We start from the raw sequence: 20,817 nt of genomic DNA on the forward strand, positions 1-20,817 counted from the left end.
GCCTCCGCCGCGGCGCGGCTCCCCCGCCGGGCGCGGCGGCTCCCGCTCCGGGCGTGGCCGCCCCTTCGGGCGTGACCCGCACGCGGAGCGTGACCCGCGCACCGGGCGCGGCGTCCCCCGGACGGCGCGCGGCCGCGCTCTCCTAGACCTCGCTCTTCGTCAGCCGCGTGATCCCCGCGATGCGGTACGCGTCCTCCTCCTCGAGCGTCTCGTTCTCCAGCAGGGCTTCGGCCAGGGCGTCCAGCTGGTCCCGGTGGTCCTGGAGCTTGCCGCACGCCTCGTCGTAGCACTCGTCGACGATGCGCCGCATCTCGCTGTCGATGACGTCGAGGGTCTGCGGGGCGGCCGCGAGCCCGTACGCCTGCTGGGCGTCGCTCGGAAGGGCGGAGAAACGGCCGACGCGCTCGCTCATGCCCCAGCGGGCCACCATCCCGCGCGCGATGTTGGTGACCTGCTCGAGGTCGCTCTCCGCACCCGTGGTGACGACTCCGTAGACCACCTGCTCCGCCGCCATGCCGCCGAGGGCGCCGATGATGCGGCCGCGCAGGTACCCCTCCGAGTGCGCGTAGCGCTCCACCTCGGGGGTGGACATGGTCACGCCCAGCGCCCGGCCGCGCGGCACGATGGTGATCTTGCGGACGGGGTCGGCGCCGGGCTCGAGCATGCCGAGGAGCGCGTGGCCGCTCTCGTGGTACGCGGTGCGGCGGCGGTCCTCCTCGGGTATCACCAGGGTGCGTTCGGCGCCCAGTTGCACCTTCTCCAGCGCCTCGGACAGATCGTTCCTGGTCACCTGCGGCTGTTTGCGCTTGACCGCGAACAGGGCGGCCTCGTTGGCGAGATTGGCCAGATCCGCGCCCGTCATGCCCGGTGTCACGCGGGCCACCTGGGCGAGGTCCACGTCCGGGGCGAGCGGGATCTCCCGGGTGTGGATCCGCAGGATGGCCTCACGGCCGTCCCGGTCCGGGGGCGAGACGTTGACCACCCTGTCGAAGCGGCCGGGCCGGGTGAGCGCCGGGTCCAGGATGTCGGCCCGGTTCGTCGCCGCTATGACGATCACGCCCTCCGTGCCCGAGAAGCCGTCCATCTCCGTGAGGATCTGGTTCAGCGTCTGCTCGCGCTCGTCGTGACCGCTCACCGAGGCGCCGCCGCTGCGGACCCGTCCAATGGTGTCGATCTCGTCGATGAAGATGATCGACGGCGCCACCTTGCGGGCCTCGGCGAACAGCTCCCGGACGCGGGAGGCGCCCACACCGACGATCATCTCGATGAACTCGGAGGCGGAGGCGGAGAAGAACGGCACGCCCGCCTCGCCGGCCACCGCGCGCGCCAGCAGGGTCTTGCCGGTGCCGGGCGAACCCGCCAGCAGCACCCCCCGTGGCATCTTCGCGCCCATCCGCCGGTAGACGTCCGGATGCTCCAGGAAGTCGACGACGTCGTCCAGCTCGCCCTTGACCTCGTCGATGCCGGCCACGTCGGCGAAGGTCGTGCGCTGTCTGCCCGGCCGGAGCTCGACCGGCTTGGGGGGCGCCTTGCGGCCGAGCATGCCGCCCGCGCCGCCCAGGCCCGCGCCCATCCGGCGGGCGAAGAAGATCCAGACCGCGACCAGGAGCACGATCGGGATCAGGGAGATCAGCAGGTTGGACAGCAGACCGCGCTCCTGGACGACCGGCTGCGCGGTCACCGTCACCTTGTGCGCGCTGAGGCTCTGCCAGAGGTCGTCGTCCGCGAAGGCCGGACGCTGCGTCTTGAACTTCGTGTACTGGCCGCCGCCGTCGGGGTCGTCCCGGGCCTGCTTGAGCTGGCCCTGGATCGCGTCGCCCTTGGAGTAGATCTTGTCCACGTTGCCGGCGTCGACCTGCCGGCTGAACTCGGTGTACGAGATCGTGGGCTCGCCGCCGCCGAGGTAGTTCAGCCCCACGTAGGCCAGCAGGAAGACGATCACCGCGGTGACGATCAGTCCCCACCACCGGGCGCGCATCCTCCTGCCACCGGGCTGCCGCGGCGCCTCGTCCGGGGTGCCTTCGGTGCGCCACGGCTGATCAGGGTTCTTGCGCGGCGGCGCGGCATTGCTCATACCTGGACGTTACGGCACACGGCGGACGTCGGCACGCGCTGAGGGCGCCTCCCCGGCAGGAAGGCGCCCTCGGTGTCCTGCGGCCGCCCGGCGCCCCGGGACCGCCGGCGTCCCGCGTCCGGGCCCCGCTCAGCCCATGAACTTCTTGAACTCGTCCGGGAGCTCGAAGTCCTGGCCGGCCTGCTGGCCCGGCAGGCCGAAGGCGCCGCCGGGAGCGCCGCCCTGGGCGGCGGCCGCGCGGCGGGCGGCGTCCTCCTGCTCCTGCTGCTTGCGCTTCATCGGGTTGCCGGAGCGCTGCTTGCCCTTGGCCTTCTTCGGCTGCTTCTTGGCGCGGCCGGGGCCGCCTCCCATGCCCGGCATCCCGGGCATGCCGGGCATGCCGCCGCCCTGGGCCATGCGGGACATCATCTTGCGGGCCTCGAAGAACCGCTCGACCAGGCCCTTCACCGCGCTGACCTCGACGCCGGAGCCCTTGGCGATACGGGCGCGGCGCGAGCCGTTGATGATCGTCGGGTCCTGGCGCTCGGCCGGGGTCATCGACTTGATGATCGCGGCCGTGCGGTCGACGTCCCGCTCGTCGAGGTTGTTGATCTGGTCCTTCAGCTGGCCCATGCCCGGCAGCATGCCGAGGAGCTTGGAGATCGACCCCATCTTCCTGACCTGCTCCATCTGGGACAGGAAGTCGTCGAGGGTGAAGTCCTGGCCCTTCTTGGAGGCCAGCTTGGAGGCCATCTTCTCGGCCTCGGCCTGGCTGAAGGTCTTCTCCGCCTGCTCGATCAGGGTGAGCAGGTCACCCATGTCGAGGATGCGGGAGGCCATCCGGTCCGGGTGGAAGGCGTCGAATTCGTCGAGCTTCTCGCCGTTCGACGCGAACATGATCGGCTTGCCGGTGATCTGCCGGATCGACAGGGCCGCACCACCGCGGGCGTCGCCGTCGAGCTTGGAGAGCACCACGCCGTCGAAGCCGACGCCGTCGCGGAAGGCCTCGGCGGTGTTGACCGCGTCCTGACCGATCATCGCGTCGACGACGAAGAGGATCTCGTCCGGGGAGACCGCGTCCCGGATGTCCGCGGCCTGCTGCATCATCTCCTGGTCGATGCCGAGGCGGCCGGCGGTGTCCACGATCACGATGTCGTGGACCTTGGACCTGGCGAACTCGATCGAGTTCTTGGCGACCTGGACCGGGTCGCCCACGCCGTTGCCCGGCTCCGGCGCGAAGACGGCCACGCCGGCGCGCTCGGCGACGACGCTCAGCTGGTTGACGGCGTTGGGGCGCTGGAGGTCGCAGGCGACGAGCAGCGGCGAGTGGCCCTGCTCCTTCAGCCAGCGGCCGAGCTTGCCCGCGAGGGTGGTCTTGCCGGCACCCTGCAGACCGGCCAGCATGATCACGGTGGGCGGCTGCTTGGCGAAGCGCAGCCGGCGGGTCTCGCCGCCCAGGATCGTGACCAACTCGTCGTTGACGATCTTCAGGACCTGCTGGGCCGGGTTCAGCGCGCGGGAGACCTCGGCGCCCAGGGCCCTTTCCTTGACGTTCTTGATGAACGACCGGACGACCGGCAGGGCGACGTCCGCCTCGAGGAGGGCGATGCGGATCTCGCGCGCCGTGGCGTCGATGTCCGCTTCGCTCAAGCGCCCCTTGCCGCGCAAGTTCTTGAAGGTCGCTGAGAGGCGATCGGAGAGAGTATCGAACACGGCGGCGTCGGTCCTCGGGGTCGGGGGCGGTATGAGCGTCTTCCAGGGTATCCGGCCGCGCAAGACATTCGTCCCCGCCCGCCGGATTCATTCGGCCGGCGGGGACGGAGAAGCCCCGCGTCGGCGGGGAGCGGCCCGGACCGGTGACGCAGAACACGGCGACGGCGGGATCACTCCCGCTGCGGCGGGGAGCACGCGCGGTACGACGCGTGACGCCTCAGCGGGGTCACGCCCGCAGCGCCTCCTCCAGCTTCCGGGCCGACGAAGCCGCCTCGTCGGCCGGCAGCGGCGCGCCGTCGACGGTGGTCACGTAGAAGGCGTCGACCGCGTTCGAACCGAGCGTGCTCACGTGCGCGCTCCTCACCCGTACCGCCGCGTCCTCCAGCGCGGCCCCGATCCGGAACAGCAGCCCCGGCGCGTCCTGGGCGCGGACCTCGATCACCGTGGCCAGACGGGAGGCCGCCGGGGCCACCGTCACCCGCGGCGGGGGCGCGACCACGCCGCGCCGCCTCGGGTAGGCCGCGTCCCGCTCCGCGAGCCGGCCCGCGATGTCCAGCGAGCCGTCCAGGGCGCGGACGAGGTCGGCGCGGAGCCGGGCGGCCTGGGGCAGCGAGCCGTACTCGGCCGCGACCCGCCAGTCGAGCAGCAGGACGGAGCCCTCGACACCGGCCGGCAGCTCCAGGGCCCGCAGCTCCGCCGTGCGGACGGTCAGCCGGTGCATGGCCAGGACGCCGGCCACCGCGGGCAGCACGCCCTTCTGGTCGGGTACGGCGATGAGGAGCTCCACGCCGAGCGGCTCGGGGTCGCCGGACGGCTGCTCCGCGGCCGGGTCGGCCGGCGGTTCGGTCTGCGCGCGCAGCGCCAGCACGGGGCTGCCCGTGGCGACCGCCTCGATCGCGAGCCGTTCCTGCTCGGCGGTGGCCGCGGCGGTCGCGGGCTCCTCCGGGGCGTCCCCGGCGAGCACCGCCGAGACCCGTGCGACCAGGCCGGCGACGAGCGAGCCCCGCCAGGACGACCAGGCCGCCGGGCCGGTGGCCAGGGCGTCCGCCTCGGTGAGGGCGTGCAGCAGCTCCAGGGTGCCCTGCGAGCGGACCGCCTCGGCGACCGACCGCACGGTGGCCGGGTCCTCCAGGTCACGCCGGGTGGCCGTCTCGACGAGCAGCAGGTGGTGGCGTACGAGGGTGGCCAGGACGGCGACGTCCGCGCGGTCGAAGCCGATGCGGGCGGCGACGTCCTTGGCGATGATCTCGCCGGCCACGGAGTGGTCGCCGGGCCAGCCCTTGCCGATGTCGTGCAGCAGCGCGGCGACCAGCAGCAGGTCGGGACGGCTGACGCGGCGGGTGAACTCGGAGGCCCGCACGGCGGTCTCGATGAGGTGCCGGTCCACGGTCCACAGGTGCACGGCGTTGCGCTGCGGGCGGCAGCGCACCCGCTCCCAGTCGGGGAGGAGCCGCGTGATCAGGCCTTCGGCCTCCAGCGCCTCCCAGACCTCGACGGTGGGCCGGCCGGAGCCCAGGAGGGTGACCAGCTGTTCGCGGGCCTCGGCGGGCCAGGGGGTGGGCAGCGGGCGCACGGTGGCCGCGAGGCGCCGTACGGCGTGCAGGGAGAGCGGGAGGCCGGCCTGGGCGGCGGCGGCCGCGGCGCGCAGCGGGAGCACGGGGTCGCGTTCGGGGCGCGCGGCGCGGGCGAGCACCACCTCGCCGTCCTGCTCCACGACCCCCTCGGCCAGCGGAGACCGTTCGGCGGCCGGTTTGCCGCCGCCCAGCATGGCGCGCAGTCTCGGCCGCGCGGCGCGCGACCTGAGCACGCGCCTCACTTCGCGCCAGGTGACGTCACTGGCGTAGGAGACGACCCGGGCCGCCTCGTAGACCTGGCGCAGGAGGGTGTCCGCGTCCAGGAGCCCCAGTTCGGCCGCGACCTGGTCCTGTTCCTGGAGGGCCAGCCGGTCGGTCGCGCGGCCGGTCGCCAGGTGCAGGGCGTCGCGGACGTCGAGGAGCCGGCGGCGGGCGTCGGCGAGGCCCTCGCGCGGGGCGTCGGCGAGCCAGGAGGCGGCGACGGCGCGCAGGGCGGTGGCGTCGCGCAGACCGCCGCGGGCCTCCTTGAGGTCCGGTTCCAGCAGGTACTGCAGCTCGCCCTGGCGTTCGGCGCGCTCGGCGCAGAGTTCCTGGAGTTCGGGCAGCCGTTTGGGCGCCTGGTTGCGCCAGTCGGCCAGGACGGCCGTCCGCAGTCCCGCCGTCAGCCCCAGGTCGCCCGCGAGGTGGCGGGCGTCCAGCAGGCCGAGCTGCACTTTCAGGTCCTCGCTGGCGGTCCTGCGGGCCTCCGCCTGGGTGCGCACGGAGTGGTCGAGGGCGAGGCCCAGGTCCCAGACGGGGTACCAGAGGCGGTCGGCGAGGGCGGCGACCCCCTTGGGGTCGCTGCCGTCGTGCAGCAGGAGGAGGTCGAGGTCGCTGCGCGGGGACAGCTCGCCCCGGCCGTACCCGCCGACGGCGACCAGGGAGACACCGCGCACCTCCTCGGCGCCGGCGGTGAACAGGCCCGTGAGCCAGTCGTCGGTCAGTTCGGCGAGGGCCGAACGGCGCGGCGGCCCGGACCGCGCCCCCTCGGTGAGGAGGCGCAGCCGGGCCGCCGCGTAGCCGCTGGGTCCCGAGTCCTCTGCATCGTTGCGCACGTCCGTGCTCGTCACCCAGCGACTCCCGTTCTGTCGTGCGGTCAGAGCGCGTCCGGACCGCGCTCGCCGGTGCGGACCCGTACGGCGGTCTCGACCGGGAGGGACCAGACCTTGCCGTCACCGATCTTGCCGGTGCGGGCCGCCTTGACGATGACGTCGATCAGCTGCTCGGCGTCGTCGTCCTCGGCCAGTACCTCGATGCGGATCTTGGGGACCAGGTCGACCGTGTACTCGGCGCCGCGGTAGACCTCGGTGTGGCCCCGCTGACGACCGTAGCCGCTGGCCTCCGTGACCGTCAGGCCGTGGACGCCGAAGGCCTGGAGGGCCTCCTTGATCTCGTCGAGCCGGTGCGGCTTCACGACGGCGGTGATGAGCTTCATGCGTCCACCTTCTTGCTCGCGGTCCCGGCCACCGGGACCGGAACGGCCGTGGTGCGGGCGGCACCGCCACCGGCGCCGCTGAAGTCGTATGCGGTCTCGGCGTGCTCGGCCTGGTCGATGCCGGCGACCTCCTCGTCCTCGGAGACCCGCATCCCGATCGTCCTGTCGAGGAGGAAGGCGAGGACCGCCGAGACGACCAGCGAGTAGGCGAGGACCGCGAAGACGCCGGCGCACTGCTTCCAGAGCTGGTCCAGGCCGCCGCCGTAGAAGAGGCCCGCGACGTCGGACTGGCCCTTGCCGGTGGCGAAGAAGCCGATGAGGAGCGAGCCGAGGATGCCGCCGACGAGGTGGACGCCGACGACGTCGAGGGAGTCGTCGTAGCCGAACCTGTACTTCAGGCCGACGGCCATGGCGCACAGCACACCGGCGATGGCGCCGACGGCGATCGCGCCGAGCGGGGAGACCGCGCCGCCGGCCGGGGTGATGGCGACCAGACCGGAGACCGCGCCGGAGGCGGCGCCCAGCGTGGTGAACGCGCCGTGGCGGATCTTCTCGTAGGCGAGCCAGCCGAGGACGGCGGCGGCGGTGGCGACCTGCGTGTTGACGAACATCAGCGCGCCGACGCCGTCGTCGTTGCCGAGCCACGAACCGGCGTTGAAGCCGAACCAGCCGAACCACAGCAGACCGGCGCCGAGCATGACCAGCGGGAGGCTGTGCGGGCGCATCGGGTCCTTCTTGAAGCCGACGCGCTTGCCGATGACCAGGATCACGCCGAGGGCCGCGGCACCGGCGTTGATGTGGACGGCCGTGCCGCCGGCGAAGTCGATGACGCCGAGTTCGAAGGCCCAGCCGCCGGCGCCCCAGACCCAGTGGGCGACCGGGAAGTAGACGATCGTGGCCCACAGCGTGATGAACAGCGCCCAGGCGCTGAACTTCACGCGGTCCGCGAGCGCTCCGCTGATCAGCGCGGGCGTGAGGACGGCGAACATCAGCTGGAAGACCAGGAACACGAAGACCGGGATCGTGTAGCCGTCCCACAGCTCGGTCAGGCCGATGTCGCTGAGGCCGACCCAGTCGGAGTTCCACCCGATGAGGCTGCCGGAGTCCGTACCGAAGGCGAGGGAGAAGCCGTACAGCACCCACAGAATCGTGACGATGCCCAAGCTGATGAAGCTCATCATCAGCATGTTGAGGGTGCTCTTGACGCGGACCATGCCTCCGTAGAAGAAGGCCAGGCCGGGTGTCATGAGCATCACCAGGGCGGAACAGATGAGCATGAAGCCTGTGTTCGCGGACGACAGCGTGGGTGCGTCCGCCGCAAGCGTGATGGCTGGTGCCATCGGCGTCTCCTCGTCGTTGGTACGGCCCCGTGCGGGCGAAGCCAGAGCGGATTGAGGGGTGGGCCGGTTATGCGCCATGAGATTGGCGCAGCGCCGTTTCGGTGGAAGCCCCTCGTTGTTTCGCCGCCGTGACGAAGGCGCCATGCGTGTTACGCGTCGATGAACCGGCGGATGTCGCCCGCGCCGATCGTTATCGTGGCGCAACCTTCACCGGAGGATGAAAACCGGCCGCGGTCGGCCTTCCGAATGACCTGGCATGGGGGAGCCGAGTCGGGCAGTTCGGGAGGGCCGGCCGCGGCCGGGGTTCCGGGGTGCCGCCGGGTCTCAGACCGCTTCCGCGGTCTCCGGCAGTTCGACGGCGAGCCGGTCGGTGAGGTCGACGACCTCGCTGAGGTCCCCGAAGTCACGGACGGCGGTGTCGACCGTCTTCCGGATACGGGTGTTGACGCGCTCGGAGCGGACCTTCTTGGCTTCCTTCATCGCCCGCGCGGCGAGGACCGTGCTCTGTTCGGGCTCGCGCCGCAGCAGGTGGACGGTGGCCAGGCCGATCAGGTTCAGCACGTAGGAGCGCTGGTGGTCGGCGTCCTCGGCGAACAGGTCGACGGCCTTGCGCATCAGCGGCTCGGCCAGCGAGGCGTAGGTGGGGCTGCGGCCGGCCACGTAGGCCAGGTCGCGGAACGAGTGGGAGTTCTCGCCGTGCAGCTCGGCCTCGGAGAAGAAGCGGATCCAGTCGGGGTCGGGCTCGTCCCACTCCTCCGCCTCGGCGAAGATGTCCTCGGCCATCCGGACCGCCCGCTTGCACCGGCCGGGCTGGCCCATGTTGGCGTAGGCGCGGGCCTCCATCGCATACAGCATGGACTGGGTGCGCGGGCTCGCGCTGTCACGGCTGCCGTACTGGGCCAGGTGGATCAGCTCCAGGGCGTCGTCGGGCCGCCCGAGGTGGATCATCTGGCGGCTCATGCTGGACAGGACGTACGAGCCGAGGGGGCGGTCCCCGGCCTCCTTGGCCGCGTGCAGGGCGAGGACGAAGTACTTCTGCGCGGTCGGCTGGAGCCCCACGTCGTACGACATCCAGCCGGCCAGCTCGGCCAGCTCGGCGGCGACCTTGAAGAGCTTGCGCGCGGTCGCCTCGGGCTGGGGTTCCTGGAGGAGGTCCGTCACCTCGTGCAGCTGTCCGACCACCGCCTTGCGGCGCAGACCGCCGCCGCACTGGGCGTCCCACTGCCGGAACATCACGGTGGTGGACTCCAGCAGGTCCAGCTCGGGCCGGGAGAGCCGGCCGCGGGCGCGGCTGGTGGGGACGGACGAGGCGTCCTCCTGCGGAGCCGGCGGCGAGGGGACGAGCCAGCGCTGCATGGGCTCGATGAGGGACGGGCCCGCGGACAGGGACAGCGAGGTCCCGAGGAAGCCGCGCCGCGCCAGCATGAGGTCGCTGCGCGAGAACTCGCTGAGCTGGGCCACCGTCTGCGGACCCGTCCAGGGGAGGTCGACGCCGGTCGCGGCGGGTGTCTGCCGCGTGGTGCGCAGACCGAGGTCCTCGACGGAGACGACACAGCCGAACCGCTCGGAGAACAGCTCGGACAGGATGCGGGGGATGGGTTCGCGGGGGTTCTCGCCGTCCAGCCAGCGGCGCACGCGCGAGGTGTCCGTGGAGATGTGGTGGGCGCCCAGCCGGCGGGCGCGGCGGTTGACCTGGCGGGCCAGCTCGCCCTTGGACCAGCCGCTGCGCACGAACCAGGAGCCGAGCAGTTCGTTGGGGCGCTTGTCGGCGTGCGCCGCGCTTCCCGCACCCGTCCCGCTTCCGCCGTTGCCGCTCACTGGAACGCCCCCATCCCTGAGACCACTTGTCACTCGAGTGCGCCAAGCCCTATCAGAATGCCGGTCAACACCGCCCGCCGTCCGACGCTTGTCACCCTTCGCACGGAAAGCCGACTTGCCTCCGGCATACCCGCGGAGGCATGTGCCCCGGGTCTCGCACACTCAACGTAATCCCACGATCACGCTTCCGGCCATGGCGGTTGCGGAATCGCCACCATTCGCCACCCCTTCGAATGAACTCACGACGACCGGTCCGCGATTCACTTGACACAGGACGGCCACGAGTGGGCGGAGAGGTGCACGCCGGAGCGCGCACAACCGGCCGCACCACCCGCGACGCCTCCACGCGCCGCCTGGATCAGGCGGCGACGGGAAGGCGACAATACGCAGAGTCACGGTGTGCGTCCGCAACGTAACCACCGGTGCGTCGGACCCGTTGGAGGGGGCATGGGCTTCACGATCGGCGGCATTCGCGAGATCCGCTCCGGCGCGCGCAGGCGCGGTCGCTCGTCCGAGTGCACCGCCGTCGCCGAGTTCACCGGCCTGTGGGGCTGGGACGTGGTGCCGGGCGCGCGCGCCGTGGCGGGCGTCTGCTCGTGCGGGCGCGGTGACTGCCGCGCACCGGGCGCCCACCCCCTGGAGTTCGCGCCCCTCGTCCCGGCCGGCGCCACGCTCGACGACGTGGCCGGCGCCTGGGCCGAGTTCCCGGGGGCCACGGTGATGCTGCCGGTCGGGCGCGCCTTCGACGTGATCGAGATGGCCGAGCCGGCCGGGCACCGCGCCCTGCTCCGGCTGGAACGCATGGGGCTTCCGCTCGGACCGGTGATCGCCACCCCCGAGGGCCGCGCGCAGTTCCTCGTCGCCCCCGGCGCCGCCGCCGGCCTCGGCGGCCTGCTCTACCGCATGGGCTGGGACGACCCGTCGGCCCTGGGGCTGCGCGGCCTGGGCCCGGGCACGTACGTCACGGCACCGCCCTCCGACCGGGGCGGCCTGGGACCGGTGCGCTGGCTGCGCCCGCCCGCCCTGGACTCGGCGACCCGCCCGCCGGCCGCCCGGCTGCTGCTGGGGACGCTGGCGTACGTGGCCCACAGGTCCCGGACCCCGTCCTGAGCCGACCGGCCCGCACGACGAAGCGCCCGTCCCCGGCTGCACCTCGGGGGCGGGCGCTTCTCGTCACGCGCCGGCGGGAGCGGGGTTCAGTCCCCGATCAGGGCGTCGACGAACGCCTCCGGCTCGAACGGCGCCAGGTCGTCCGCGCCCTCACCGAGCCCGACCAGCTTGACCGGCACGCCCAGCTCGCGCTGGACCGCGACGACGATGCCGCCCTTGGCCGTGCCGTCGAGCTTGGTCAGCACGATGCCGGTGATGTCGACGACCTCGGCGAAGACCCGGGCCTGGACGAGGCCGTTCTGGCCGGTGGTGGCGTCGAGGACGAGCAGCACCTCGTCGAGCGGGGCGTGCTTCTCGACGACCCGCTTGACCTTGCCGAGCTCGTCCATGAGCCCGGTCTTGGTGTGCAGACGGCCGGCGGTGTCGATGAGGACCACGTCGGTCCCCATCTCCTTGCCCTCCTTGACGGCGTCGAAGGCGACGGACGCGGGGTCGCCGGCCTCCGGGCCGCGCACGGTGTGGGCGCCGACGCGCTCCCCCCAGGTCTGCAGCTGGTCCGCGGCGGCGGCCCGGAAGGTGTCGGCGGCGCCCAGGACGACCGTACGGCCGTCGGCCACCAGGACACGGGCGAGCTTGCCGGTGGTGGTGGTCTTGCCGGTGCCGTTGACGCCGACGACCATCACGATGCCGGGCTTGCGGCCCTCGGGCTCGGTCTTCACGGTGCGGTCGAAGTCGGTGCCGACCAGCTGGAGCAGTTCCTCGCGCAGCAGGCCGCGCAGCTCCTCGGGGGTGCGGGTGCCGAGCACCCGGACCCGCTCGCGCAGTCGTTCGACCAGTTCCTGGGTGGGCAGGACGCCGACGTCGGCGGTGAGGAGGGTGTCCTCGATCTCCTCCCAGGTGTCCTCGTCCAGGTGCTCGCGCGACAGCAGCGTGAGCAGTCCCTTGCCGAGGGCGTTCTGGGAGCGGGAGAGACGGGCGCGGAGGCGGACGAGACGCCCCGCGGTGGGCTCCGGGATCTCGATGGCGGGAGCCTCGACGACCGGCGGTTCCTCGACGGTGGCGGCTGCGCCGCCGCCCGGGAGGTCCACCTCCTCGATCACGCGGCGCGGTTCGTCGCGCGGCGTCTCGGCCTCGTCGCCGACGTGCGGCTCGGCCGGAGGAGCGGTGATGTCGGGCGCTGCGGGGGGCGGCGGGGGCAGCGGCTTCTTCCGCCGGCTGCCGACGACGAGCCCGCCGAGCACCGCGAGCACGACCACGGCGATGACTACAGCAAGGATGACGGTTTCCATAACGCGTCCAGTATCCATCCCTCCCCGGGGCGGGGCCCTGCTCCTCGGAGCGGGTGTCTCCGGACGGAAAGCCGGTCCGTGGATCGGCCCCGGTGAGGCCCGGTCGGCCGGCCCGCTCCCGTACGGGGCGGCCCTCGCCCGGAACCGCGGCCTCGGCCGGGTGGTACCTCTCCCCCGGGACGCGTCCTGGGGGCGGCCGCAGGAGTGCGCGTGCGCGACCGGCGCCCCGGCGGGAGCCGGCGCCGGTCCGGGGGAACGTGACCGCCGCCCCCGGTCCGGAGTGTGACCGGACCGGGGGCGGCGGGGTGCGAGGAGAGGGGCAGCGGGGATGTCGACCCTCTCCCCGGGTACGCGGGGGGACGGTCAGCCCATCTCCTCCAGCGCCTTGCCCTTCGTCTCCTTGACGTACTTGAGGACGAACGGGATGGAGAGCGCGGCGAAGACCGTGTAGATCACGTAGGTCACGGAGAGGTTCCAGTCGGCCAGCGACGGGAAGCTCGCGGTGATGGCCCAGTTGGCGATCCACTGCGCCGAGGCGGCGACGCCGAGAGCGGCGGCGCGGATCTTGTTCGGGAACATCTCGCCGAGGAAGACCCAGACGACCACGCCCCAGGACAGGGCGAAGAAGAGGACGAACACGTGGGCGGCGATCAGGGCGATCCAGCCCTGGGTGGCGGGCAGCTTGCCGTCGACCAGGTCGAAGGAGAACGCCCAGGCCTCCAGCGCGAGGCCGATCACCATGCCGACGGAGCCGATGAGGGCCAGCGGCTTGCGGCCGATGCGGTCCACGAAGATCATCGCGATCACGGTGCCGACGATGTTGATGATCGACGTCGTGAAGGAGTAGAAGAACGAGTCCGACGGGTCGACGCCGACCGACTGCCACAGCGTCGAGGAGTAGTAGAACGCGACGTTGATGCCGACGAACTGCTGGAAGACCGACAGGCCGATACCGATCCAGACGATCGGCTTGAAGAAGAAGGAGCCGCCGAGCAGGTCCTTGAAGGTCGACTTGTGCTCGCTGCGCATGCCGGCCTCGATCTCGGCCACCCGGGCGTCGAGGTCGAGGTCCTTGCCCTCGACCTCGGTGAGGATCTCGCGGGCCCGCTCGTGGCGGCCGACGGAGATCAGGAAGCGCGGGGACTCGGGGATCGCGAAGGACAGCAGGCCGTAGAGGACGGCCGGGACGACCATGACGCCCAGCATGACCTGCCAGGCCTCCAGGCCCATCAGCTCACCGCGCTGATCGCCGTCGGCGGCGTTCAGCAGGCCCCAGTTGACCAGCTGCGACACCGCGATGCCGACGACGATCGCGGCCTGCTGGAAGGAGCCGAGACGGCCGCGGTAGGCGGGCGGGGCGACCTCGGCGATGTAGGCCGGGCCGATGACCGAGGCCATGCCGATGGCGAAGCCGCCGACGACGCGCCAGAAGGCGAGGTCCCACAGCGAGAAGGGCAGCGCCGAGCCGACGGCGCTGATGGTGAAGAGGACGGCGGCGATCTGCATGCACCGGATGCGGCCGATGCGGTCGGCTATGCGGCCGGCGGTCGCGGCGCCGACGGCGCAGCCGATCAGGGCGATGGCGATGACCTGGGCGAGGGCCGCGGAGCCGATGTCGTAGCGGTCGCGGATCGCCTCGACGGCGCCGTTGATCACGGAGCTGTCGTAGCCGAAGAGGAAGCCGCCCATCGCGGCCGCCGCGGCGATGAAGATGACGTGCCCGAGATGATCGGGGTGAGCCGTCCCGGCTCCTGATGTGGGTGCCTGCGCTGTGCTGGTCACGTGAACTCCTCGGGCCACCGGCAACGCCGCCGATGTGGGGGTCTGCCCTTCGAGGTGAGTGGTACCTGAAGGTAAAAACAACGAAGCCGAGACTATGCCTTCAAGTTTCGAAGTCAATACCGGGTCGTGTGTGAGATACACGGCACGGGTGAAGGCATCGTGTTCAAGTTTTGAAGGGTTGAAGGCGTCGAGAGCGGGAAGACGGGCCCGCTAGCGAAGCCGCTGCGAGATCACCTTCGACACGCCGTCGCCCTGCATGGAGACGCCGTAGAGCGCGTCGGCGACCTCCATCGTGCGCTTCTGGTGCGTGATCACGATCAGCTGCGAGGACTCCTGGAGCTCCTGCATGATGCGGATGAGGCGCTGCAGGTTGGTGTCGTCGAGGGCGGCCTCGACCTCGTCCATGACGTAGAACGGGCTGGGGCGCGCCTTGAAGATCGACACCAGCATCGCGACGGCGGTCAGCGACCGCTCGCCGCCCGAGAGCAGGCTGAGCCGCTTGACCTTCTTGCCCGGCGGCCGGGCCTCCACCTCGACGCCCGTGGTAAGCATGTGGTCGGGGTCGGTCAGGATCAGCCGCCCCTCCCCGCCGGGGAACAGCCGGCTGAACACGCCCTCGAACTCGCGGGCGGTGTCCCGGAACGCCTCGGTGAAGACCTGCTCGACGCGCTCGTCGACCTCCTTCACCACCTGCAACAGGTCGGCGCGCGTCTTCTTCAGGTCCTCCAGCTGCTCGCTGAGGAACTGGTGGCGTTCCTCCAGCGCGGCGAACTCCTCCAGGGCGAGCGGGTTCACCTTGCCGAGCTGCTGGTAGGCGCGTTCCGCCGCCCTCAGCCGCTTCTCCTGCTCGGCCCGCACGAAGGGCCTCGGCCGGTTGCGCGGGTGCTCGGGGTCCTCCGGCAGCTCCTCGCCCTCGGCGGGGGGCGAGGGCGGCACCGGTCGGTGCGGTCCGTACTCGGACACCAGTCCCGCCGGTTCGACACCCAGTTCCTCCAGCGCCTTGGTCTCCAGCTGCTCGATCCGCAGCCGCTTCTCGGCGCCGAGTACCTCGCCCCGGTGAACTGAATCCGTCAACTTGTCGAGTTCGGCCTTGAGTTCGCGCCCGGTGGTGCGGGCGGCGGCCAGTTCCCGCTCACGACGGGCCTTGGCGGCCTCGGCGGCGACGCGCTCGGCGTCCGCCCGCCGGAGCGACACCTCGACGTGGGCGAGCAGCTGCCGCGCGCCGGAGGCGACGGCCTCCGCGACGGCGGCCTCGTGCCGCAGCCGTGCCCGCCGCTGCTCGGCACGCGCGCGTGCCTCGCGTTCCGCGCGGGCGGCCCGGTCCAGCGAGTCGGCCCGTCCGGCCAGTCCCTTGACCCGTTCCTCGTGCGTGCGGACCTGGAGCCGTGCCTCCATCTCGGTCTGCCGCGCGTTGGCCCCGTCGGCGGCGAGCCGGTCCCGTACGGAGGTGTCGGGCTCCTCCTGGACCGGCATCTCCTCGGCGACGGCCAGCCTCTCCGCCAGTTCCTCGGCCTCCTGGACGGCCTTGTCGAGCGCCTCCTGCGCGCGGGCGGCCGCGGCGGCCGACCGCTCGGCCTCCCCGGCGGCGCCGCGGGCCTGTCCGGCGAGGCGTCCGAGCTGCTGGGCGACGGCCGACTTCTCCCGCTCCGCCGTCCGCCGCCGCTCGCCGAGCTCCTCGACGAGCCCGGCGCACTCCCCGCGCCGCTCCCCCGCCGCCTGCTGGGCCCCGGTCAGTTCCTCGCACCGCACCGCCAGCTCCGCCAGCTCGGCGGCGGCCTCGTCCACCGACGCCTGCACCTCGAGCAGGCTCGGCGCCCCGGCGGACCCGCCGTGCGCGAAGTGCGCCCCGAGCAGGTCGCCTTCGGCCGTCACCGCGGTGAGGTCGGGCCGGGCCTGGACGAGGTCCTCGGCGTCCTCCAGGGTGCCGACGACGACGATCCCGCGCAGCAGCCGCCGTACGGCGGGCATGAGCTCGGCGGGGGCACGTACGAGGTCGGCGGCGCAGGGGGGACCGGCGGCGGCCGTGGGCGCGGTGACGCTCGTGCCGGCCGCGGGTGCGTCGGCGGCCGTGGCCGTGCCGGGGGCCGGTGCCGGCGGTCCGCCGTCGGGCGCGGTCTGCCGGCCGGGTCCGCCGAAGCCGCCGGCCCGTCCGGACGCGTCCCCTCCCCCGGCCCCGGTCGCGGAGTCGCTCTCCCCCGCGGGCGACGGTTCCCCGGGAGCTCCCGCCAGCAGGAGGGCCGCGCGTCCCGCGTCCTGCTTGCGCAGCAGGCGGATGGCGTCGGCGGCCGCGGACGGGGTGGTCACGGCGAGGGCGTCCGCGGCGGCGCCGAAAGCGGCGGCCAGGGGGACCTCGTAGCCGGGGGTGAGGGTGAGGAGCTCCGCGGCCGGGCCGAGCAGACCGGTCAGGCGGTCCTGCGCGCCGAGCAGCGCGCCCGTGCCGTCCTTGCGGCGCAGGCCCAGGGCGAGGGCCTCGTGGCGGGCCCGGGTCGCGGCGCGCTCGCGCTCGGCCACGGTGGCCGCCTCACGGGCCGCGCCCAGCGCCGTCTCCGCCTCGGCGAGCTGCCGCTTCGCCGCCTCGTGCCGCTCGGCGAGTTCCGCGTCGCCCGCGTCGAGGCCGTCGACCTCCGCCTTCAGGGCCTCGTACTCCTCCTGCGCGGCCGCGGCCCGTTCCCGGGCCTCGTCCCGGGCGGCGGCCAGGCGGTCGATCTCGGCCTGGGCGGAGGCGGCGCGCGAGCGGGCCGCGTTGACCTGGCCGTGCAGCCGGGCGAGGCCCTCGCGGCGGTCGGCGATGGCGCGGGCCGCGTCCTTCAGGCGCCGTTCCTCGACGGCCAGCTCCCGCTCCAGGTCGGCGCGGTGGGCGACGGTGTCGTCGAGCGCCCGCTGCGCCGCTTCGAGGGCGGCCTCCAGCTCGGCCTCCTGCTCGCGGACGCGGGCGGCCTCGCGCTCCATGTCCTCGGGGTCGCGACCGCGCCGCTCCTCGGGGGGCGCGGAGGTGGCGCTCTTCACGCGGGCGTCGGCCAGCGAGACGGTGCCGCGGACGCGTTCGGCGAGCTGGGACAGCTCGTACCAGGTCTGCTGGGCGCGCTGGAGGCGGGGCGTGAGCCGGCGCACCTCGTCCTCCAGGAGCGCCTCCCGCTGGAGGGCCGTGCGCAGTTCCCGCTCGGCCGCCTCCTTGCGCTCCTTCAGCGCGGCCTCGTCGGCGACCTCCGTCTGGAGGGCCTCCCGCAGCCGCACGAGATCGTCGGCGAGGAGGCGGAGGCGGGCGTCGCGCAGATCGGCCTGGATGACGGCGGCCCGGCGTGCGACCGCCGCCTGCCGGCCGAGCGGCTTGAGCTGGCGCCGCAGTTCGTCGGTCAGATCCTGCACGCGCGCGAGGTTGGCCTGCATCGCGTCCAGTTTTCTGAGCGCCTTCTCCTTGCGCTTGCGGTGCTTGAGGACGCCCGCGGCCTCCTCGATGAAGGCGCGGCGGCCCATCGGGTCGGCGTGCAGGACGGAGTCGAGCTGGCCCTGTCCGACGATGACGTGCATTTCGCGGCCGATGCCGGAGTCGGAGAGCAGGTCCTGGATGTCGAGGAGCCGGCAGGTGTCACCGTTGATCTGGTACTCGCTGCCGCCGTTGCGGAACATGATCCGCGTGATGGTGACCTCGGCGTACTCGATGGGCAGGGCGCCGTCGGAGTTGTCGATGGTCAGGGACACCTCGGCGCGGCCCAGCGGGGGGCGGCCGGTGGTGCCGGCGAAGATGACGTCCTCCATCTTGCCGCCGCGCAGCGACTTGGCGCCCTGCTCGCCCATGACCCAGCTGAGCGCGTCCACGACGTTGGACTTGCCCGAGCCGTTCGGCCCGACGACACACGTGATGCCCGGCTCGAACCGGAGTGTGGTGGCCGAGGCGAACGACTTGAAGCCGCGGAGGGTCAGGGCCTTGAGGTGCACGCAGCTGGACTTTACCTTCCGGGAATGTCTCACTCCATGAACCCGCGGTTTCACCCTTGAACGCGCAGGGCACACCACTCGTTAAAGAAGCTGAAAGGATGCGCGGGGGAAAGAAAAGGCGGGGCCGAAAGGGCGAGGCCGGCGGGGACAGAGAGAAGGGACGCCGAAGCGTCCCTTGCAACTTCTGACACTGAGCGGTCCGACGCGGTTGAGAAAAGTCGCCCAACCACTGCGTGCGCTGTGGTGCAGCGGTGCAGCGATCAGGTGAGCGCAGGCTCCGCCTGGTGTGCGTCGATGCTCTCCATGATCCTGTCGTGAGAAGCGGCAGCCGTCAGGGCGTCGTTCTCGGCCTGGATCCGAACGAGCTCGGATTCCAGGTCCTGGACACGCTGCTGGAGCCGTCGCATCTCGGCGAGGAGTCGCGGGTCGGAGCCGCCGACGTAACCGAGAAGCGCCTTTGCCATGATGGATGGTCCTCCACACTGAGTGACCGACCGAAGCGGTGTGGGTCGTGAGGGATTCGCACCCGCGGTGCTTGGCAGGATCTTGTTCGTGCTGCCGTTCATCCATGCCAAACAGCTAGGTGCGCGGGGTGCTTTCAGCGTCTCACCAAAAAGTTTGACGGTCAACACGATCACGCCCCGTACGGGCGGACAACCCCGGGGCGCGCGGCCGTGAACGGCGGCGCTGCGACTCCTGCGGGGCCCTCGGGGCGTGGCGATCATCCTTGCGTGCGGAGCCTGCCACCGCAAGCGGTTCTTGGCAACCACCTGGCCCTTTCCGCTTCGGGCGGATGCCGGTGGCATGTCCCTCCGCTTCCGGGCGGCGGTTCGGCGCCGACGGCGTCAGCGAACCGCGAAGCCCTCGTAGCCGCCGCGCGGTGTGTCCCATATCTCTGTGACACCGTCCACGCGCCCGGGCGTGTCGCCACTCTGGAGCCAGTCCAGCAGGCCCTCGCAGCCGTTCCTGGAGCCCTCGGCGACCACCTGGACCCGGCCGTCGGCCAAATTGAGAGCAAAACCACTCAGACCGCCGATCTCCAGCGCCTTCGCCCGCGTGAACCAGCGGAAACCCACGCCCTGGACCTGCCCGCGCACCCAGGCGATCAGCCTTGCATCCTCGCTCATGGGTGCAACCTAACCAGGCAATGTCTCTCGGGACACTTCCTCCCCGAGCGGCATGCGGTACCGTCCCCACCCAATGCATCTCATCTGAAACTCACTCGATCGAGTGAGTCAGGTCGACCACTGGGAGTCATGCGTCACAGGGCGCGGGTCGGCCGCAGGGACTCCGCCCGGACCGAGGGACCTCCCCCGGGTCGGAGGGTCCCCTCGGACCCGGGGACCCGCCCGGACCAGTCGGACGAGGAAGGCCAGGACATGGGACGCCACCGACGCTCAGCCGCCGGCCGCGCCGCCACGGGCCGCGCCACGGGTGCCGGCCGCACCGACGGCTCGTACACGGCGGGGCACGGCGGGCGGGACGCGTACGCCGACGACCTGCCCGCGATGGGCATCGCCCCGTACCTGAACCCGGAGGCGTACGCCGATTCGGTGGCCCGGAGCCAGGAGTACCTGTTCGCGACGGACGACGCGTACGCCCGGACGTCCGGCGACACGGCCGTCCTCCCGGCCGAGGGGTTCTCGCCGGACGACGGCCCGCACCGGCCCGGCGCGGGTCGCCGCCGCAAGAAGAAGGCCGTGACCCCGGTCAGGACGGGTCTGCTCGGGATGTCGGCGGCGGTCGCCCTCGGCACGGTCGCGGTGGCTACGGGCGTGGTGCCCGGCCTCGACACCTACCGGCTCGGCGGCGGCGCCGGCGACAAGGTGCAGGCCGCCGACTCGCCCACCAACTCGGCCTCCGGGCAGGGCGGCACGTCCGGCTCCCTCGACACCGGCGGCAGCAGCACCTCGGGCGCCCGGGACGCGGGCCGGTCCGCCTCGCCGTCGGTCTCCCCCTCGGCCCCGGCCTCCGCCTCGCCCTCCCCCTCGGCTCCGACGACCGCGCCGAGCGCGACGCCGACCGCCGGGAAGCCGGGGACCACGCCGGCGAAGGAGCAGAAGAGGACCCCGTCGGCGACGCCCACGAAGGAGCCGGAGAGGACCGACGCCCCGGTGACGGTCTCGGTGGAGGCCCAGGCCGCCGCGGAGGTCCTGAAACTCGTCAACGAGGAGCGGGCCAAGGTCGGCTGCAGCGCCCTGTCCGCCAACAGTGCGCTGGCGGACCTCGCCCAGGAGTTCAGCGAGGACATGGCCGCGCGGGGCTTCTTCGACCACACCGACCCCGACGGCGCGACCCCGTGGGACCGTGCCACGAAGGCCGGCGTCTCCGGCCTCGGCGGCGAGAACATCGCCCGCGGCCAGATGGACGCGGCCTCGGTGATGGAGGCCTGGATGAACAGCCCCGGCCACCGCGCGAACATCCTGAACTGCGACTTCACCACCCTGGGCGTGGGCGTCCACTTCGGGCAGGGCGGCCCCTGGTGGACGCAGGACTTCGGGTACTGAGACAACCGCAGGCCGGACGGCCGGGCACCCTCCTGCGCCGGGTCCGGGGCCCGCTCGACGGCATCGGGTGCGTGTGCGTCCGCGGCGTGAAGCCGCTCTGAAGGGTGGTCAGCGGACCGCCCGGCGCGCCCGCGCGGCACGACGGTCCCCCGTCCGACCCGGCACGCGACCGGTTCCGTGACCTTCTGCGTCGGTACGGCGCGCGCGAACTCGGTCAGCGG

Annotated in this window: 13 protein-coding genes; 2 read left to right on the plus strand and 11 right to left on the minus strand. The window is 72.6% G+C overall.

All coding sequences use genetic code 11. The features are described 5' to 3' along the window. Positions 1 to 142: 142 nt before the first annotated feature. From ftsH to ACH4F6_RS29785, 6 genes are all read right to left on the minus strand, one after another. On the minus strand, positions 143 to 2,074 hold the full coding sequence (ftsH, locus tag ACH4F6_RS29760; protein ID WP_397963468.1) for an ATP-dependent zinc metalloprotease FtsH: 1,932 nt from the start codon (positions 2,072 to 2,074) through the stop codon (positions 143 to 145). Positions 2,075 to 2,203: 129 nt separating this feature from the next. Then, complete coding sequence (gene ffh / locus ACH4F6_RS29765) at positions 2,204 to 3,766, minus strand: signal recognition particle protein (protein ID WP_397963469.1); 1,563 nt, start codon at positions 3,764 to 3,766, stop codon at positions 2,204 to 2,206. A gap of 226 nt (positions 3,767 to 3,992) precedes the next feature. Beyond that, positions 3,993 to 6,449 (minus strand): [protein-PII] uridylyltransferase, encoded by a 2,457-nt coding sequence (locus tag ACH4F6_RS29770; protein ID WP_397963470.1) that lies wholly within the window; start codon positions 6,447 to 6,449, stop codon positions 3,993 to 3,995. 26 nt (positions 6,450 to 6,475) lie between these two features. Continuing rightward, a complete protein-coding gene (locus ACH4F6_RS29775) occupies positions 6,476 to 6,814 on the minus strand; it encodes a P-II family nitrogen regulator (RefSeq protein ID WP_003997576.1) in 339 nt (112 codons plus the stop codon). Next, positions 6,811 to 8,154, minus strand: coding sequence for an ammonium transporter (locus ACH4F6_RS29780; RefSeq protein ID WP_397963471.1), 1,344 nt, complete (start codon positions 8,152 to 8,154; stop codon positions 6,811 to 6,813). The genes ACH4F6_RS29775 and ACH4F6_RS29780 overlap by 4 nt, the downstream gene beginning before the upstream one ends. Before the next feature lie 324 nt (positions 8,155 to 8,478). Beyond that, entirely contained in the window at positions 8,479 to 9,972 is a 1,494-nt protein-coding gene (locus ACH4F6_RS29785; RefSeq protein WP_397963472.1) for a hypothetical protein, read from the minus strand. A 447-nt stretch (positions 9,973 to 10,419) separates the two neighbouring features. Here ACH4F6_RS29785 and ACH4F6_RS29790 point away from each other — a divergent pair, with 447 nt between their 5' ends. After that, complete coding sequence (locus tag ACH4F6_RS29790) at positions 10,420 to 11,082, plus strand: bifunctional DNA primase/polymerase (RefSeq protein ID WP_397963473.1); 663 nt, start codon at positions 10,420 to 10,422, stop codon at positions 11,080 to 11,082. Positions 11,083 to 11,168: 86 nt separating this feature from the next. On the opposite strand, the gene ftsY is transcribed toward ACH4F6_RS29790, so the two are convergent. From ftsY to ACH4F6_RS29815, 5 genes are all read right to left on the minus strand, one after another. Beyond that, positions 11,169 to 12,371, minus strand: coding sequence for a signal recognition particle-docking protein FtsY (ftsY, locus tag ACH4F6_RS29795; RefSeq protein WP_397963474.1), 1,203 nt, complete (start codon positions 12,369 to 12,371; stop codon positions 11,169 to 11,171). 363 nt (positions 12,372 to 12,734) lie between these two features. Beyond that, positions 12,735 to 14,153, minus strand: a complete 1,419-nt coding sequence (locus ACH4F6_RS29800; RefSeq protein ID WP_397963475.1) for a sugar porter family MFS transporter — start codon at positions 14,151 to 14,153, stop codon at positions 12,735 to 12,737. A 210-nt stretch (positions 14,154 to 14,363) separates the two neighbouring features. Further along, complete coding sequence (locus tag ACH4F6_RS29805; RefSeq protein ID WP_397963476.1) at positions 14,364 to 18,089, minus strand: AAA family ATPase; 3,726 nt, start codon at positions 18,087 to 18,089, stop codon at positions 14,364 to 14,366. A 260-nt stretch (positions 18,090 to 18,349) separates the two neighbouring features. Then, positions 18,350 to 18,553: a hypothetical protein gene (locus ACH4F6_RS29810; protein ID WP_058922942.1), complete on the minus strand. Its 204-nt coding sequence runs from the start codon at positions 18,551 to 18,553 to the stop codon at positions 18,350 to 18,352. A gap of 381 nt (positions 18,554 to 18,934) precedes the next feature. Continuing rightward, complete coding sequence (locus ACH4F6_RS29815) at positions 18,935 to 19,216, minus strand: acylphosphatase (protein WP_397963477.1); 282 nt, start codon at positions 19,214 to 19,216, stop codon at positions 18,935 to 18,937. A 252-nt stretch (positions 19,217 to 19,468) separates the two neighbouring features. On the opposite strand from ACH4F6_RS29815, the gene ACH4F6_RS29820 reads away from it, so the two are divergent. Next, entirely contained in the window at positions 19,469 to 20,596 is a 1,128-nt protein-coding gene (locus ACH4F6_RS29820) for a CAP domain-containing protein (protein ID WP_397963478.1), read from the plus strand. Positions 20,597 to 20,817 lie beyond the last annotated feature (221 nt).

The sequence above is a fragment of the Streptomyces sp. NPDC017936 genome (assembly GCF_044328485.1).
Classification (GTDB): domain Bacteria; phylum Actinomycetota; class Actinomycetes; order Streptomycetales; family Streptomycetaceae; genus Streptomyces.